This window comes from Blautia ammoniilytica (assembly GCF_025566965.1).
GTDB lineage: Bacteria > Bacillota > Clostridia > Lachnospirales > Lachnospiraceae > Blautia_A > Blautia_A ammoniilytica.
The window spans coordinates 1-15,516 of sequence record NZ_JAOQJL010000055.1; the positions used below are offsets into that span (position 1 = coordinate 1).

Sequence of the window (15,516 nt, forward strand, 5' to 3'; positions counted from 1 at the left end):
ACTATCAGGTATTTGTAGGGATGCTGGAAATCAATATTAATTCAGCCGAAGTGCTGTACAAACAGAAGGAGGAAATAATCAATGAGTAAGGTGGAGTATATGCCGGTAGATTGTCTGCAGGTGCCAAAGATGCTGTTCCAGGTGGAAAAATTCAAAAATCTGTCAAATACAGCAAAAATTTTATACAGCTTATTTCTGGATCGTTTGAAATTTGCGGTGCAGAATGGCTGGGTAGATCATAACGGAGATCTGTTTGTTATCTATCCAAAAAGCGAAATGAAGAAAGACCTGAATACGACTCGATATGGCGTAGATCAGGCAGTACAGGAACTTGTTAAGATTGGAAAGCTGGTGCGTATTGTTCAAAACAATGGAAAGGCGAACCACTTTTATATCAATGATATTTATGAAAATGAGATGGAGGAAGAATCAATGATGACATTAGACAGAATTATGGCAAATATGCCGATGGAAGAAAGAGAAATTATCATGGACAAGATGGTGGCAGCATCCAGAGATATTCTGGGAACAATTGCAGATATGGGATATCTGGATGAATATGAGACACCACTGACTCCTATGGAAGAGCGAGGCTATTACGATGAAGAAGGTAATCTTGATATTGATGCCGTAGAAGCCGATGGCTATGAGTTTGGTATGGATCTGGCATTTGGCGTGTTATCTGTTTGTGAAGGAAAGCCTGAACATGTGCTGGAAATTCAGAAATATGTAAATGAACAGTATGAGTGCTGTTCTAATAAGAAGTTTATGAAAGTTCTGGAAACAATCGCACGAATGAATGGAAACGAGGAGGTTTATATCGAGGATATGTATGCCTGCAATAAAGAAGCAAGGAATTATTATCTGAGCGAGTTAATGATGTGCTTCAACTTTGTGTTTAATGAGATGTGTCATGGAACAGGCAGTGCAGCAGGGTGTGATTTTAATAGTGAGGAAGAATAGGAAATAAGCTATGGCAGATTTTGAATATTTCAGAGCAGAAGAATCTGACCAGTTTTCTTTTTTTCGGATCCCCAAAGCTCTGTTCACAGAAAAAGAGTTTGCAAGCCTGTCCACAGACGCAAAGCTCCTTTATGGAATTCTGCTTGATCGAATCAGCCTATCCAAGAAAAATGGATGGATTGACAATGATGGTTATGTCTATATCATTTATACGATCGCAGAATTGCAGGAACTGTTGCGAATGTCGCATACGACAGTGACAAAGCTTCTTTATGAGCTTGACAGTGTGCATGGGATTGGATTGATCGAACGGTATCGGCAGGGGAATAATCGTCCTTCTGTCATATACGTGAAAAATTTTGTGAAACGGAGCAGAGGAAAGCCAGTAAGATACTTTGCTTCTGGAACGCCAGAAACTGGAAATCCAGACTGCAAGGAATTGGAAATCCGGATTGCAAGAAACTGGAAGTCCGGAACGCAAAAAAATAGAAGTCCGGACTGCAAGAATCTGGATGGAAGTAATACTAAGATAAATAAGACTGAAAAGAATCATACTGATAAGAGTAAGGGCAATACTCCCGCTTTGGAAGAAAAATTCAGTCAGTATGGTAGATTTAAAAATGTTGTTCTGTCGGAAGCTGAACTGCAGGAGCTGATGACGCTATTTCCATGGGATTACCAGAAACGGATTGATCATCTTTCTGTTTATATGAAATCCAGTGGAAAAGAATATCAGAACCATTTTGCAACAATCTGTCTTTGGGCAGAAAGGGATGGAACCAGGATAGGAATGGATAAATATGAATTTCAGGAAGGAGAAAGCCTGTGATGGAAAATAAAGTAACAGCAGATTATGTGGACGAAGAGGGATGTCTTCATTGTGGCATCTGTGGAAAAAGAAAACAGATGAAAGTCAGTCTGATGGGATTTGAGCATGTAGTGTCTTGTTTGTGCGAATGCGAGGTGAAAGCCAGACAGGAACTGGATGAAAAGATGCAGCGGGAAGAAGCACAGCGACTGCTTTATCAGAGAAAATCCGTCGGACTTCGGGAAAGAAGATTCTGGGAATGGAAATTTGAAAATGACAACGGAAGCAACCAGAAGATACTAATTGCCAGGCAGTATGTAGAAAACTGGACAGATATGAAGAGAAAAAATGTAGGATTGCTTTTGATGGGACCAGTTGGAACCGGGAAAAGTTTCTTTGCAGGCTGTATTGCAAATGCACTTTTGGAACAGGGAGAACGTGTCATGATGACAAATTTTTCCAGGATCCTAAATGAAATGACCAGCTATCAGGCAGATAAGAACCAGATTATACAAAATCTTGTGGATTATCCGTTGCTGATTATTGATGACTTGGGAATAGAACGAAATTCCGAGTTTGCTTTGGAGCAGGTCTATAATGTGATAGACAGCCGCTATTGTAAAATGCTTCCGCTGATCGTAACAACGAATCTGGGACTGAATGAAATGAAATCCACAGATTTAGATACTGCCCATCAGCGTATTTATAGCAGAATACTTGAAATGTGTGTTCCCATCTATTGTGGTGGAGAAGATAAGAGAAAAGAAGAAGGGACAGAAAAACTCGTACAGGTACAGAGCCTGATTACCGGTTAATCTGTCCTTTTTTATTGAAAGGGGGTGATTGCCATGATTACAGATCTGGACAGCAGTTAAATCGCTGAAAGGAGGGAAAAGTCATGCAGGAAGAGGTAACTCAGAAAACGGTCACGTTCTGTATTCGGACTACCAAAATCACAGCAGACCTGTTGAGAAAGGTTCTTGCTGCGTATCTGCGGCATCATAAGCAGAAATCGGTAGAGAAGAAAGCACAGAAAAATCAGCCGAAACAGGGAAAGGTCACGGTAAAAGAGCTGGCAAAGCAGAATGCCGGGATGGTCAATATCGAGATCACGAACAAAAATATCAAGTCCTTTGAACGCTATGCCAGAAAATATGGAATTAACTATGCTCTGAAAAAGGACAAGAGCAAAGAGCCGCCAGTTTATCTGGTATTTTTCAAAGGACGTGATCAGGATGCCCTCAATGCTGCTTTCCGTGAGTTTTCCCAGAAACAGATTCAAAAAGCGAATAAACCTTCGATTCACAAGCGTCTGGCAGCTTACCGGGCAATGATGCCAAAGAAGACGAAGGACAAAGTAAAGAACCGGCATCAGGAGCAGAGTCGATGAAGAAACAGATCGGCAAACCTCTGATGCAGAAGTGGAAGAATAAGATCGGGGTCAGGCTGTCCGCCCTGGATAAAAAGAAACTGGTTCTTACCAATCTCCCATATGCTCTGGCTGCGTTCTATGCAGACCGGGCATTTTTTCTTTACCGGAATAGTCCGGGAGAAGATATGGGGAACAAACTCTTATATGCTATGGAACACGCAGATCGGATTTTTGCTGGTTTTGTGTTAAGCAATAACTGGAAAGATCTGCTGGCAGGGATTACGGTTGCAGTCGTTTTGAAAGTGCTGGTTTGGCAGAAACAGTCAGATGCAAAGAAACTCCGAAAAGGAATCGAGTATGGTTCAGCCAGATGGGGAAACGCTGAGGATATCAAACCTTATATGTCGGAAAATCCGTGGATGAACATTCCATTGACAGCAACAGAAGCACTGACGATGGAGAGCAGACCGAAGCAACCGAAATATGCAAGAAATAAAAATATTGTAGTTATCGGCGGCAGTGGTTCCGGTAAGACACGTTTTTTCGTAAAACCATCGGTCATGCAGATGAACTGTTCCATGGTCATTACAGATCCCAAAGGCACTCTGATCGAGGAGTGCGGGAAGATGTTAGCAAAGGGACCGCCGAAGAGGGATAAAGATGGAAATGTCATCAAAGATAAATCCGGGAAAGTGGTATATGAGCCTTATGTGATTAAGGTTTTGAATACGATCAACTTTTCTAAGTCTCTTCATTACAATCCATTTGCTTATATACGGTCTGAAAAAGATATCCTGAAACTGGTGACGACAATTATTGCAAACACCAAAGGGGAGGGAGAAAAATCTTCCGAGGATTTCTGGGTGAAAGCGGAGAAACTGCTGTACACAGCACTGATTGCCTTCATCTGGTATGAGGGTGATGAAGAGGAGAAGAATCTGAATACTCTTCTGGATCTTCTGAATGAAAGTGAAACCCGTGAAGAGGATGAAACTTACCAGAACCCGGTAGATATGATGTTCCAGGAACTGGAAGAAAGAGATCCGCAGCACTTTGCGGTCAGACAGTATAAAAAATACAAAATGGCGGCTGGCAAAACGGCGAAGTCGATTTTGATTTCCTGTGGTGCCAGACTTGCCCCATTTGATATCGCAGAGCTTCGTGAGATCATGTCTTACGATGAAATGGAACTGGATAAGATCGGAGACAGGAAAACAGCCTTGTTTCTGATTATGTCCGATACGGATACCACATTCAACTTTGTGATTGCGATGCTGCAGTCACAGCTTTTCAATCTGCTTTGCGACAAGGCAGATGATGAATATGGCGGCAGACTTCCGGTGCATGTGCGTGTCATCGCTGATGAGTTTGCCAACATCGGACAAATTCCTCAGTTTGACAAGCTGATCGCAACCATCCGAAGCAGGGAAATCTCTGCTTCTATTATTTTGCAGTCACAGAGCCAGTTAAAGGCAATGTATAAGGATAGTGCAGATACCATTCTGGGCAACTGTGATACGACTTTATTCCTTGGTGGGAAAGAGAAGACCACATTAAAGGAAATGAGTGAGCTTCTGGGTAAGGAAACCATTGACCTGTATAACACTTCGGAGACAAGAAGCAATCAGAAATCTTTTGGACTGAATTATCAGAAACTGGGGAAACAGTTGATGACAGAGGACGAGATTGCAGTCATGGATGGAGGAAAATGTATCCTGCAGATCCGTGGTGCCAGACCATTTTTCTCAGACAAATATGATATTACGAAACACAAAAACTATCGGCTTCTTGCAGATGAAAACGAGAAGAACCGATACAAGGTTGAGAAAGAGTTAAATCCGCAGTACACACCGAAATCTGAAGAAGAGGTGGAAGTAATTCAAGTAGATCTGTCGGAGTAACCTTGGGAATGAACGAAAAATAATAAGGAAAGGAATAACTGACATTAGGTGCGCCGGCTTTTTAGTCGGTGTTTTTTCATTCCCGTAAACACCTGAAAAAAGTCAGTTTTGGTGAATGTATATGGCATTTTTTAGCAGTGCAATTACAACTTTAAAAACTCTTGTAGTCGCAATCGGTGCAGGTCTTGGCGTGTGGGGTGTCGTAAACCTTCTGGAAGGATATGGGAATGACAATCCCGGCGCTAATGCTCATGGTTAATAAAGAAGCACAACAAAACAGGACAAGGACAGTCAGCCCCGCCGCTATTCCGAGCAAGGCAAATTATAGGGTAAAGTCTAAAAAGCATTTGTAACATTTCTATAAACTCTATTGACTTGAACACCTCCGGGAGTTATAATATGTTTTGCTATTTAGGAACACTAAATAGCAAAACTAAAGTGAGGTAGAGAGTATGGATAACAGGTATGTGCAGCAATTCAAAAAAGGCTCTCTTGAAATGATACTTTTGTGCTTGATCGGACGCAAAGAAACCTACGGCTATGAAATCATTACAGAGCTAAATAACAGCGCGTCCGTTTTGGGCTATGCAAAAGAGGGAACGATTTACCCTATTCTGTATCGTTTGCAGGAAGCCGAGTTAATCCAATGCCGATTAGCCCCGGCAGCGGCAAATGGCGGATCAAAAAAATACTACTCCCTTACCCATAAGGGCAGAGAGGTATTAGACGAGCTGATTTTATTTTGGGCGAGCTATGAAAGTTGTGTAAATGGCTTTATTGCCACCTATCAAACAGCGGAGGTATCAGAATGAAAGAGCAATACATTAAGCAAGTGGAAAAGGAATTGAGTTTAACACGCAAAGCAAAAAAAGAGGTCGTGCGTGATCTGAATGAAGTCTTTGCTTCTGCGTTGGAGCATGGCGAAACGGAACAACAGGTAATCGAACGGTTAGGCACTCCCAAAGAGTTTGCAGAGAATACCGCCGAGCAGTTAGGCATTGACAGCGCAGCACCGCAGAAACGGAAAGGGATTATTTCGAGCGTTGCAGCCCTTGTCGTTGCCGTTGCAGCGTTTGTGATTTACGCCACTACCCAATCCGGGAAAGTGCCGGACGGGGCAATCGGACAAGCAGACGCAATGACAAACATTCAAGTTGAGGGAGCTTTTGGATTTGACGCTTCACAAATCATTTTGGCAGTCGGTGTAATCGCGGTTACAATCGCAATCATTCAGATTATCCGAACCTTCCGCAAAAACAGGAGGTAGCTATGAAAAAATTTGTTTCAATAATCGCTATTTTACTTATGCTTTCTTTGGCTGCCTGTTCCAATCAAGATACGCCGTCCGCTGCGGATAATCCAAGCAATACACAAACAGAAAGCAATACCATGCTTGACGCGGGTGTATGGCCTGTGAATGAATACACCGAGGGGCTTCCCGTCCCGTCCGGTACGGTCGGTTGGGCTATGCTTGATACGGAACATGAGAATTGCAGTATCAGTATTGTGGATATAAGCGAAACCGACTATAACGACTATTTAGAGCTTTTGAAGCAAGAGGGGTTTTCTATAATAGAGGAAGTGTCGGAAGAAATTGAGGGACAGGACTATGTTTCTATCGGTACGCTTTTGTCAAATGGCGAAAAGGGATTGAGTATCAGCTACATTCCCGATAACTTCACAATTTACATTTCTTTCCTTAAATAATGAAAATTAAAATGATTAAATCGCCTGATAGGTGGGTGCTTTGCCCTATTTGTGGAAATAAAACACGAACAAAGATACGCCCCGATACAATACTTGAAAATTTCCCTCTGTTCTGTCCGAAATGCAAACAAGAAACACTAATCAGCGCAAAAGATTTGAATGTAGCTGTAATCCCACAACAAATAGCGGAATCAGCCGGAGCAGTCAACGGTCAAGATGAACGGCGCATAAATGCGCCGCCGTTGACAGCCCTGCCTGTTTCCGCTGATGGGTAATCAAGGGAGCGACAGACTAAAGTGCTGTCGCTCCCCTCACATTATGGAAATGAAAATTGAATATCGACCAAGCTGCAACGCCACAGATTTTTTGAAAGTCCGTGGCGTTTTTTTGCGCCCATTTTTGGCAGACCGCACATTCCTGTTGTTGTAGAAAGTGACGGGGAAATTTGCCCAAAACGGTCTTGCGTACCGTAGTAGTGATGAAAAGAATACCGCAGCCATTTGGAAGAAAGGTATGGGGCTACCGTAGTAGTGATGAAGAAATCCAAGGGAGCGTTTGGCATTTTCCATTTCCGTCCGTAGAAGAAAGCAAAACCACAGCGGGCAGGACACGCCACCGCAATCGCTATATTGACGGAAACAAGCCAAGCCGCCCCCTGCGGATTGCCGCAAAGTCAGCCGTAGAGGAAAGCGGCAGTTTCTTAGAGCAAGATTCTACCACGGTGCCAAAATCCGCATATCTGCGGTTTTGCCCCTGCGGTAAATCTTGTTGGGGAGTGCCTTCCCCAAACCCTGCTATGCGGCTTGCGCCGCAAAAAATCTTCCGAAACCGTTTGGCAATTTTGCTTTTTTTGTGGTGTGGGTAGTAAAAGGGGCAGCTTGCCTTTTTCAGACCACCACGCCGGAATACCACGCACAGAAAGGAGTGATACCCATAGCCAAGAGATACAACACGCCCCACCGCAGCCATGTAGTCAAGACCCGCATGACCGAGGAAGAATACGCCGACTTCACCGGGCGGCTGGAGCATTACAACATCAGCCAAGCCGAGTTTATCCGGCAAGCCATAACACGGGCTACCATTCGCCCCGTTGTTACCATTTCCCCGGTCAATGATGAACTGCTTGCCGCCGTTGGGAAGTTGACCGCCGAATACGGGAAAATCGGCGGCAACCTCAACCAGATCGCCCGCGCCCTCAACGAGTACGGCACACCCTACAACGCACTATCCGGCGAGGTACGGGCAGCCATAGCCGACCTTGCCGCCTTGAAGTTTGAAGTCTTGCGAAAGGTAGGTGAAGCGGTTGGCAACATTCAAACATATCAGCTCTAAAAATGCCGACTACGGCGCAGCCGAGCAGTATTTGACCTTTGAGCATGACGAGTTTACCATGCGCCCCACCCTTGATGAAACCGGGCGACTTGTTCCCCGCGAGGACTATCGGCTTGCCACTTTGAACTGCGGCGGCGAGGATTTTGCCGTTGCCTGTATGCGCTCCAATCTCCGCTATGGCAAAAACCAAAAGCGGGAAGATGTGAAAAGCCACCACTATATCATTTCCTTTGACCCACGGGACGGGACAGACAACGGATTGACCGTTGACCGGGCGCAGGAGTTGGGCGAGAGATTTTGTAAAGCACACTTCCCCGGACACCAAGCCATTGTCTGCACCCACCCGGACGGACACAACCACAGCGGCAATATCCATGTGCATATCGTCATTAACAGTCTGCGGATTGAGGAAGTACCCTTGCTGCCCTACATGGACAGACCGGCAGATACAAAAGCCGGGTGCAAGCACCGCTGCACCGACGCAGCTATGGAGTATTTCAAAGCCGAAGTCATGGAGATGTGCCACTGGGAAAACCTCTATCAGATTGACCTCTTGCATGGGAGCAAAAACCGGGTGACGGAGCGTGAATACTGGGCGCAGCGGAAAGGGCAAGCCAAGCTGGACAGGCAGGCCGCAGCACAAGCCGCCGCTTTACCCGCCGGGGAGCAACCGCCCAAGCCCACCAAGTTTGAAACGGACAAGGAAAAGTTGCGGCAGACTATCCGAGCCGCCCTGTCCTCTGCTACCAGCTATGACGAGTTTTCCGCTTTACTTCTCCGGCAGGGCGTGACTGTCAAGGAGAGCCGGGGGCGATTGTCCTACCTCACGCCGGAGCGCACCAAGCCCATCACCGCCCGGAAGCTGGGGGACGGTTTTGACCGCACCGCCGTACTTGCCCTTTTGGAGCAGAACGCCCACAGAGCCGCCGAAAAAGCCGCAGCCATACCCGAATACACCCGCACTATCCGGGAGCGATTACAGCAGGGAAAAACAGCGAAAACCGCCCCGAAACAGGGCGGTATCCAGCGCATGGTTGACCGGGAAGCCAAGCGAGCCGAGGGGAAAGGCGTGGGCTATGACCGCTGGGCGGCTGTCCACAACCTCAAACAGATGGCGGCTACCGTTGCCGCCTATGAGCAGTACGGCTTTACTTCCCCGGAGCAGCTTGACGCAGCCATTACCGCCGCCTATGCGGATCTCCAGGACAGCACCGCAGAACTGAAAACCGTTGAAGCGGCGTTGCAGGGCAAAAAGGAATTGCAGGGCTATGTGCTGCAATTCGCCAAGACCAAAGATGTGCGGGACGGACTGAAAGCGCAGAAATCGGACAAAGCAAAAGCCGCCTACCGCCAGAAGCACGAAAGCGACTTTATCATAGCGGACGCAGCCGCCCGGTATTTCCGGGAGCATGGCATAAAGAAGCTGCCAACCTACAAAGCCCTGCAAGCCGAGATTGAGCAGCTTACCGCCCAGAAGAACGCCCGGTACAACGATTACCGGGAGAAAAAGGAGCGTGTGCGGGAGTTGCAGACGGTCAAGGGCAATATCGACCAGATACTACGGGGCGCACCGAGCCAGCAGAAAAGGCACGAACATGACCGTTAAACACCGCCCCGAAATGATACCGAAACCATACAGAAACAAGGGTATGCCCTGCGCCCTATCCGCAATACCACCCGACTTTGAAACGAGGCTTACAGGGCAGAAAATCCCCGAAAATGACACCGGGAATATACAGATTTACCGCCGATACCGCCACACCCGGCGAAACGGCAGAAAGGAGCGTCACCCATGCCACGAATGAGCAAGAAGCGGCGGCTTGAATGGTCTTTCTTCCTCAACCACCGCAACCGTATCACCTACAACGACCTATGCCGGGGCTGTACCCACGACTGCAAGCAGAGTTTCCGGGCTATCGTGGTACTCTGCCCCCGGTATTACTCCAAACGCTGGAAAAAGGAGGACACCGCCAATGGCAGATAACCGCAAATATTACTACCTCAAGCTGAAAGAGAACTATTTTGACGAGGACGCTATCGTGCTGCTGGAAAGTATGCAGGACGGTATCTTGTACTCCAATATCCTCTTGAAGCTGTACTTAAAATCGCTGAAGAACGGCGGGAAGTTGCAGCTTGACGAGAATATCCCCTACACCGCGCAGATGATAGCCACCATCACCCGGCAGCAAGTCGGCACAGTAGAACGGGCTTTGCAGATTTTCCTAAAGTTGGGGCTTGTCGAGCCGCTGCAAAACGGCGCACTCTACATGAGCAACATTGAACTGCTGATCGGGCAGTCCTCAACCGAGGGGGAGCGCAAGCGCAGGGCAAGGCTTGAACTGCAAAAAGCCCTGCCAAAGCATGGTGCGGACAAATGTCCACCATACCAAGCGGACATTTGTCCACCAGAGATAGAGAAAGAGATAGATATAGAGTTAGAGAAAGAGAGAGAGTTAGAAACGGGACACCCCGCCCCCGCTGCCTATGGCAGATACAGCAATGTTTTCCTGTCTGATACGGAATTATCCGAGTTACAAGCAGAACTGCCCGGCAAATGGGAGTTTTATATTGACCGTCTTTCCGGCTATATCGCTTCCACCGGGAAGAAATACCGAAACCACGCTGCCACAATCCGCAGATGGGCGGCAGACGATACCGCAAAGGCAGCCCCGAAACAGGGCATACCCGATTACACCTACAAGGAGGGACAGAGCTTATGACGAATGATTTTGAAAAGGTTTTCGATACCGCAGCCGAGCCGCAGGACTACACCGGGGAGGACGGGCTTTTGTACTGCGGCAGTTGCCGGACACCGAAAGAAGCATATTTCCCGGCAGATAAAGCCGCCCTGTTCGGGCGTGACCGCCACCCGGCAGAGTGTGACTGCCAGCGGGCGAAACGGTTAGAGCGTGAAGCCGCCGAGCAGCGCAGGAAACACCTTGACACCGTAGAGGACTTGAAACGCCGGGGATTTACCGACAGCAAAATGCGGGAATGGACTTTTGCCAATGACAACGGCAAATGCCCCCAAATGGGAATGGCGCACAGCTATGTGGAGCGTTGGGAGCAGATGAAAGAGGGCAACCACGGCTTGCTGCTATGGGGCAAGGTAGGCACAGGGAAAAGCTATTTTGCCGGGTGCATTGCAAACGCCCTTATGGAGCAGGAAATCCCCGTCCGCATGACAAACTTTGCCCTTATCCTCAATGACCTTGCCGCCAGCTTCGAGGGGCGCAACGAGTACATTGACCGCCTTTGCCGCTACCCCCTGCTTATCATTGACGATTTTGGAATGGAACGGGGGACGGAGTACGGGCTTGAACAGGTTTTCAATGTGATAGACAGCCGCTACCGCAGCGGCAAGCCGCTGATCGTCACCACCAACCACACGCCGGATATGCTGGAAAACCCGCAGGACACCGCCCACGCCCGTATCTATGACCGACTGATAGAAATGTGTTCCCCTATCTGCTTCACAAGCAAGAACTTCCGCAGGGAAACCGCGCAAGCCAAGCTGGAACGACTGAAAGAATTATTGAAGTGAAAGGAGTTGCCTATGCCCGATAAGAAACAGACCAGCCCCACCACAGACCGCCGCCCGGATTGCGTGACGGAAACCCGCATGGGGAACACCGTCCTCATTGTTTCCGGCTTTTTCAAGAAAGACACCACCGCCACCGCAGCCGACAAGATGATGAAAGTGCTGGAAGCGGAAACCGCAGCCGCACCAAAGCCGCCCTATACTGCATGAGCCGGGGGTATGAGAAAAGCGGTCATGCCGGGGAGCATGACCGCTGGAATGGGAGTGATTATAACGCCGCTATTTCATCTGCTATCTGATTTGGCGAACTGTTAGAAACATCAATCCTTTTTGTATATAACAGTCGGTACTTCGGAAGATATGAAATGCTTTTTTCAATAATTGATGGCAAACGAACACCCTGCTCTATATCTTTGCGCAGTCTTTCGCTCAATACATCAGGGTCACAAACCAAGGAAACGCAATAAACCTTGCAATCTTTATGGTCTAACCTTGATAGAATGTCGTCAATTATACTCTGTTCGTGCATTACCCAACAAAAAATGATGTTGTCATATGCAGAACAATGAATGAAGTTGTTAAGCAAATGACTAATGTTATCTATAACCATAATTTTTGTTTCTTCTGTAACTTGAAATGGGTCAGAATCCCAGCACCAATCGCCATCAAGGAAAACGCTGTTTGATAATTTTGTTTTTAAGATTTGTGCTACTGTTGTTTTTCCAACACCCATTGCCCCGCCGATTAAATATATTTTCTTCATGTGGCTATTCTCCCGCTTAATAATTGCTTTGACAAAAGTATAGCACAGAAGTATGAACTTTTCTACCGCTTGTGTGACATGACAAGCCTTTTTTGAAAAATCGTCATTATGACAGGCGATAAAGAAGCAGAAACCACTATACAGACCGCCGCCCCGTATGGTACAATCTTTGTACGGAATAGCGGGGCGGCTGTCGGAAATGGAGGAAACCATGATTAGACAGACCACCCAATTAGCACCCGTTACCGCCCTTTACGCAAGATTGAGTAAAGATGATGAATTGCAGGGCGAGAGCAATTCCATATCCAACCAAAAGCGCATTTTGGAAACCTATGCCCGTGACAATGGATTTTTGAACTACCGTTTTTTCGTTGACGACGGATGGAGTGGGGCGAACTTCCAAAGACCCGGCTTTATGGAAATGATGGATTGCGTGGAGAATGGCGAGGTAAAATGCGTCATTACCAAAGACCTATCCCGCATGGGGAGGAACTACCTGCAAGTCGGAATGTTTACGGAAATCACTTTCCCCAAGAAAGGCGTCCGCTTTATCGCCATCAATGACGGAGTGGACAGCGCACAGGGCGACAACGACCTAACGCCGCTAAAAAATCTTTTTAACGAATGGATGGTGAGAGACACGAGCAGGAAAATCAAGGCAGTTTTCAGAAGCAAGGGCATGAGCGGCAAGCCCATTACCAGCCAGCCCGTCTATGGCTACTTAAAAGGCGAGGACGGACGCTTTATCATTGACGAGGAAGCCGCCCCGGTAGTCAAGCAGATATTCAGCTTGTGCCTTGCCGGGAACGGCCCGACCAAAATCGCCCGTATGCTCACCGAGCAGGAAATCCCCACGCCGGGGACGCTGGAATACCGCAGGACGGGCAGCACCCGCCGCTACTACCCCGATTACCCGTACAGATGGGCGACAAATACCGTTGTCCATATCCTTGAACGCAAGGAGTATCTGGGGCATACGGTAAACTTCAAGACCGAGAAAATCTCCTACAAAGTGAAGTCCAGCGTAGAAAACCCGGAGGAAAAGCAAGCGGTATTCGAGAACACCCATGAGCCGATTATCGACCTTGCCACATGGGAACGGGTGCAGGAGTTACGCAAGCAGCGCAAACGCCCCAACCGCTATGATGAAGTGGGCTTGTTCTCCGGCTTGCTGTTCTGCGCCGACTGCGGCAGCGTCCTCTACCAGCAGAGGTATGAGAACAAGACAAGGCGGCAAGACTGCTACATCTGCGGGAACTACAAGAAGCGTGTCAAGGACTGTACGGCGCACTTTATCCGCACCGACCTTTTGACAGCGGGAGTGACCGCCAATCTGCGGAAAGTGACCGACTATGCGGCAAGGCACGAAAAGCAGTTTATGAAGCTGCTGATCGAGCAGAACGAGGACGGGGGCAAGCGCAGAAATGCCGCCAAGAAAAAGGAACTGGACGCAGCCGAGAAGCGCATAGCCGAGTTGTCCGCTATCTTCAAGCGGCTTTATGAGGACAGCGTGACCGGGCGCATTTCTGATGAACGGTTTGCGGAGTTGTCGGCAGACTATGAAGCCGAGCAGCGGCAGCTTAAAGAGAGAGCCGCCGAACTGCAAGGGGAACTTGCAAAGGCGCAGGAAGCCACGGTAAACGCCGAGAAGTTTATGAACATTGTCCGCAAGTACACCAGCTTCGAGGAACTTACCCCTACCCTGCTTCGGGAGTTTATCGAGAAAATCATAGTGCATGAGTGCAGCTATGACGAGAACAAAAACCGCAGGCAGGAAATTGAAATCTACTACTCTTTTGTCGGCAAGGTGGACTTGCCCGAATAATGCCCGACCTGTCCGGCGCAGCCTATGAGTGCCGGACGGGAACGGCAAAAAATTTTACACTTTTATTGCTTCTTTATCTAACACAACCAAAGAGCCAGGGCATCAAACAGTTCATGGCTAATTAGTTGGAACAAAAAACGAAAGGAAAAGCACAATCCAGACGGTATCAGCGGCAGGCTACAAGAATAAATTGTGATTTCACAAGATTGGTGCTATAATAAGAGAAAAGTTCCTGCCGGGGCAGCCGCCCCGGTGGTATAGATAGAAAGGCAGGAAAACAATATGCACATCAGCTATAAGCCACTCTGGCACACACTGTTAGAGCGTGATATGAGAAAAGAGGATTTAAGGCTTGCCGCTGGTATGACAACAAATATGATTGCCAACATGAGCAAAGAGGGAAAGCACATCAGCATGGATACATTAGCCCGTATCTGCGAAACGCTGAATTGTGAGATTACCGATGTGATTGAGTTAGTACCAGACGAGCCTGCTTCCACAGGAGGTAAGGAACATGAGCGAATTGAAACCAAGAATAACGGAAAACGGAATTGATTATATCCTTGTCGGAGATTATTACATCCCGGACTTGAAACTGCCGGAGGAACACCGCCCTATCGGAAAGTACGGACGGATGCACCGGGAATATTTAAGGGAAGTCCACCCAGCCAGATTGAATACATTGATACTGACCGGGGAATTGTGGACATATCTTGCAGACCTGAACGAACAGGCACAGGAACGGTTAGACACCATCATGGAGCAGATGAAAACTGCCGAGGGCGTAACCGAGGAATTGAAGCGTACCCACCAAATGGAATGGGTGCAGCGTTGCAATAACATTCATAACCGGGCAGAAGAAATTGTTTTGCATGAGATGATTTATTCATAACGGGAGCAATTAAATCGGAGGTATATAAGATGATTGAAATTGTATTTGGTGAAAGTGCCTGTGGAAGTTTGAAAATTGCCCAAACTTACGGCAAGGGAAAGTATAGAGGAAGTGCTGTTTCAATATTTATGAGGCATGAAGACGGGAGTGTTCCATCTTCAGATGAAATGAAAAAAGCACAGCTTCAAGCACAGGAACAAGAACGCATTGCTTGGGAGAATGCTATTCCATTGGGAGGCAAGAGCTGTGATGTTTATTGTTTTGATATGGCTCTTAGTGTGGGAGATATTTCTGATAATGGAATTGGCGAACAGCGGAAAAATGTTTTCAAGAAAATGCTGTCTGTCTGCTTTGTAGAGGATTTAGATTATCAGGTTGAAGAAAAAATACAGAAAATTAAAACTACATTGAC

At 47.3% G+C, this 15,516-nt stretch carries 20 protein-coding genes and 1 pseudogene; 20 read left to right on the forward strand and 1 reads right to left on the reverse strand.

Annotation, left to right across the window (positions count from 1 at the left end; translation table 11 throughout):
- The first annotated feature begins 81 nt into the window (after positions 1-81).
- From OCV61_RS17485 to OCV61_RS17560, 16 genes are all read left to right on the forward strand, one after another.
- On the forward strand, positions 82-963 hold the full coding sequence (locus tag OCV61_RS17485; RefSeq protein WP_012744316.1) for a replication initiator protein A: 882 nt from the start codon (positions 82-84) through the stop codon (positions 961-963).
- Between the two features lie 10 nt (positions 964-973).
- Positions 974-1,792, forward strand: a complete 819-nt coding sequence (locus OCV61_RS17490) for a replication initiator protein A (RefSeq protein ID WP_012744315.1) — start codon at positions 974-976, stop codon at positions 1,790-1,792.
- Positions 1,792-2,586: an ATP-binding protein gene (locus OCV61_RS17495; protein ID WP_012744314.1), complete on the forward strand. Its 795-nt coding sequence runs from the start codon at positions 1,792-1,794 to the stop codon at positions 2,584-2,586. Before OCV61_RS17490 ends, OCV61_RS17495 begins: the two co-directional genes overlap by 1 nt.
- 83 nt (positions 2,587-2,669) lie before the next feature.
- Positions 2,670-3,161, forward strand: coding sequence for a PcfB family protein (locus tag OCV61_RS17500; RefSeq protein WP_012744313.1), 492 nt, complete (start codon positions 2,670-2,672; stop codon positions 3,159-3,161).
- Positions 3,162-3,184: 23 nt separating this feature from the next.
- Complete coding sequence (locus OCV61_RS17505; RefSeq protein ID WP_330362118.1) at positions 3,185-5,044, forward strand: VirD4-like conjugal transfer protein, CD1115 family; 1,860 nt, start codon at positions 3,185-3,187, stop codon at positions 5,042-5,044.
- A 121-nt stretch (positions 5,045-5,165) separates the two neighbouring features.
- Positions 5,166-5,303, forward strand: a complete 138-nt coding sequence (locus tag OCV61_RS17510; RefSeq protein WP_081034876.1) for a Maff2 family mobile element protein — start codon at positions 5,166-5,168, stop codon at positions 5,301-5,303.
- Between the two features lie 193 nt (positions 5,304-5,496).
- On the forward strand, positions 5,497-5,856 hold the full coding sequence (locus tag OCV61_RS17515; RefSeq protein WP_005937450.1) for a PadR family transcriptional regulator: 360 nt from the start codon (positions 5,497-5,499) through the stop codon (positions 5,854-5,856).
- The gene (locus tag OCV61_RS17520) at positions 5,853-6,311 is read left to right on the forward strand and encodes a DUF1700 domain-containing protein (protein ID WP_158422844.1); all 459 of its coding nucleotides are present in this window, start codon (positions 5,853-5,855) and stop codon (positions 6,309-6,311) included. Before OCV61_RS17515 ends, OCV61_RS17520 begins: the two co-directional genes overlap by 4 nt.
- Positions 6,312-6,313: 2 nt before the next feature.
- Complete coding sequence (locus OCV61_RS17525) at positions 6,314-6,751, forward strand: DUF6591 domain-containing protein (protein ID WP_005937456.1); 438 nt, start codon at positions 6,314-6,316, stop codon at positions 6,749-6,751.
- Between the two features lie 11 nt (positions 6,752-6,762).
- Positions 6,763-7,026, forward strand: a complete 264-nt coding sequence (locus OCV61_RS17530; RefSeq protein WP_005937459.1) for a cysteine-rich KTR domain-containing protein — start codon at positions 6,763-6,765, stop codon at positions 7,024-7,026.
- Positions 7,027-7,684: 658 nt separating this feature from the next.
- A complete protein-coding gene (locus tag OCV61_RS18560; RefSeq protein ID WP_055079753.1) occupies positions 7,685-8,083 on the forward strand; it encodes a plasmid mobilization protein in 399 nt (132 codons plus the stop codon).
- Positions 8,055-9,689 carry a relaxase/mobilization nuclease domain-containing protein gene (locus tag OCV61_RS17540; protein ID WP_158422845.1) on the forward strand — a complete coding sequence of 545 codons (1,635 nt, stop codon included), beginning with the start codon at positions 8,055-8,057 and terminating at the stop codon, positions 9,687-9,689. The genes OCV61_RS18560 and OCV61_RS17540 overlap by 29 nt, the downstream gene beginning before the upstream one ends.
- A 186-nt stretch (positions 9,690-9,875) precedes the next feature.
- A complete protein-coding gene (locus tag OCV61_RS17545; protein ID WP_055079680.1) occupies positions 9,876-10,067 on the forward strand; it encodes a hypothetical protein in 192 nt (63 codons plus the stop codon).
- On the forward strand, positions 10,057-10,803 hold the full coding sequence (locus tag OCV61_RS17550) for a phage replisome organizer N-terminal domain-containing protein (RefSeq protein WP_158422846.1): 747 nt from the start codon (positions 10,057-10,059) through the stop codon (positions 10,801-10,803). The genes OCV61_RS17545 and OCV61_RS17550 overlap by 11 nt, the downstream gene beginning before the upstream one ends.
- Entirely contained in the window at positions 10,800-11,627 is an 828-nt protein-coding gene (locus OCV61_RS17555) for an ATP-binding protein (protein ID WP_055079679.1), read from the forward strand. Before OCV61_RS17550 ends, OCV61_RS17555 begins: the two co-directional genes overlap by 4 nt.
- Before the next feature lie 12 nt (positions 11,628-11,639).
- Positions 11,640-11,834, forward strand: a complete 195-nt coding sequence (locus tag OCV61_RS17560; protein ID WP_055079678.1) for a transposon-encoded TnpW family protein — start codon at positions 11,640-11,642, stop codon at positions 11,832-11,834.
- A gap of 58 nt (positions 11,835-11,892) precedes the next feature.
- On the opposite strand, the gene OCV61_RS17565 is transcribed toward OCV61_RS17560, so the two are convergent.
- The gene (locus tag OCV61_RS17565; RefSeq protein ID WP_173813709.1) at positions 11,893-12,387 is read right to left on the reverse strand and encodes an AAA family ATPase; all 495 of its coding nucleotides are present in this window, start codon (positions 12,385-12,387) and stop codon (positions 11,893-11,895) included.
- Between the two features lie 211 nt (positions 12,388-12,598).
- On the opposite strand from OCV61_RS17565, the gene OCV61_RS17570 reads away from it, so the two are divergent.
- The 4 genes and pseudogenes from OCV61_RS17570 to OCV61_RS17585 all read left to right on the forward strand — a co-directional run.
- Positions 12,599-14,212: a recombinase family protein gene (locus tag OCV61_RS17570; RefSeq protein WP_055079677.1), complete on the forward strand. Its 1,614-nt coding sequence runs from the start codon at positions 12,599-12,601 to the stop codon at positions 14,210-14,212.
- A 282-nt stretch (positions 14,213-14,494) separates the two neighbouring features.
- Positions 14,495-14,767 carry a helix-turn-helix domain-containing protein gene (locus OCV61_RS17575; protein ID WP_002593556.1) on the forward strand — a complete coding sequence of 91 codons (273 nt, stop codon included), beginning with the start codon at positions 14,495-14,497 and terminating at the stop codon, positions 14,765-14,767.
- Positions 14,727-15,104 carry a TnpV protein gene (locus tag OCV61_RS17580; protein ID WP_005927690.1) on the forward strand — a complete coding sequence of 126 codons (378 nt, stop codon included), beginning with the start codon at positions 14,727-14,729 and terminating at the stop codon, positions 15,102-15,104. The genes OCV61_RS17575 and OCV61_RS17580 overlap by 41 nt, the downstream gene beginning before the upstream one ends.
- Positions 15,105-15,133: 29 nt before the next feature.
- A pseudogene (locus tag OCV61_RS17585) lies at positions 15,134-15,516 on the forward strand (DUF3658 domain-containing protein); the annotation flags it as partial.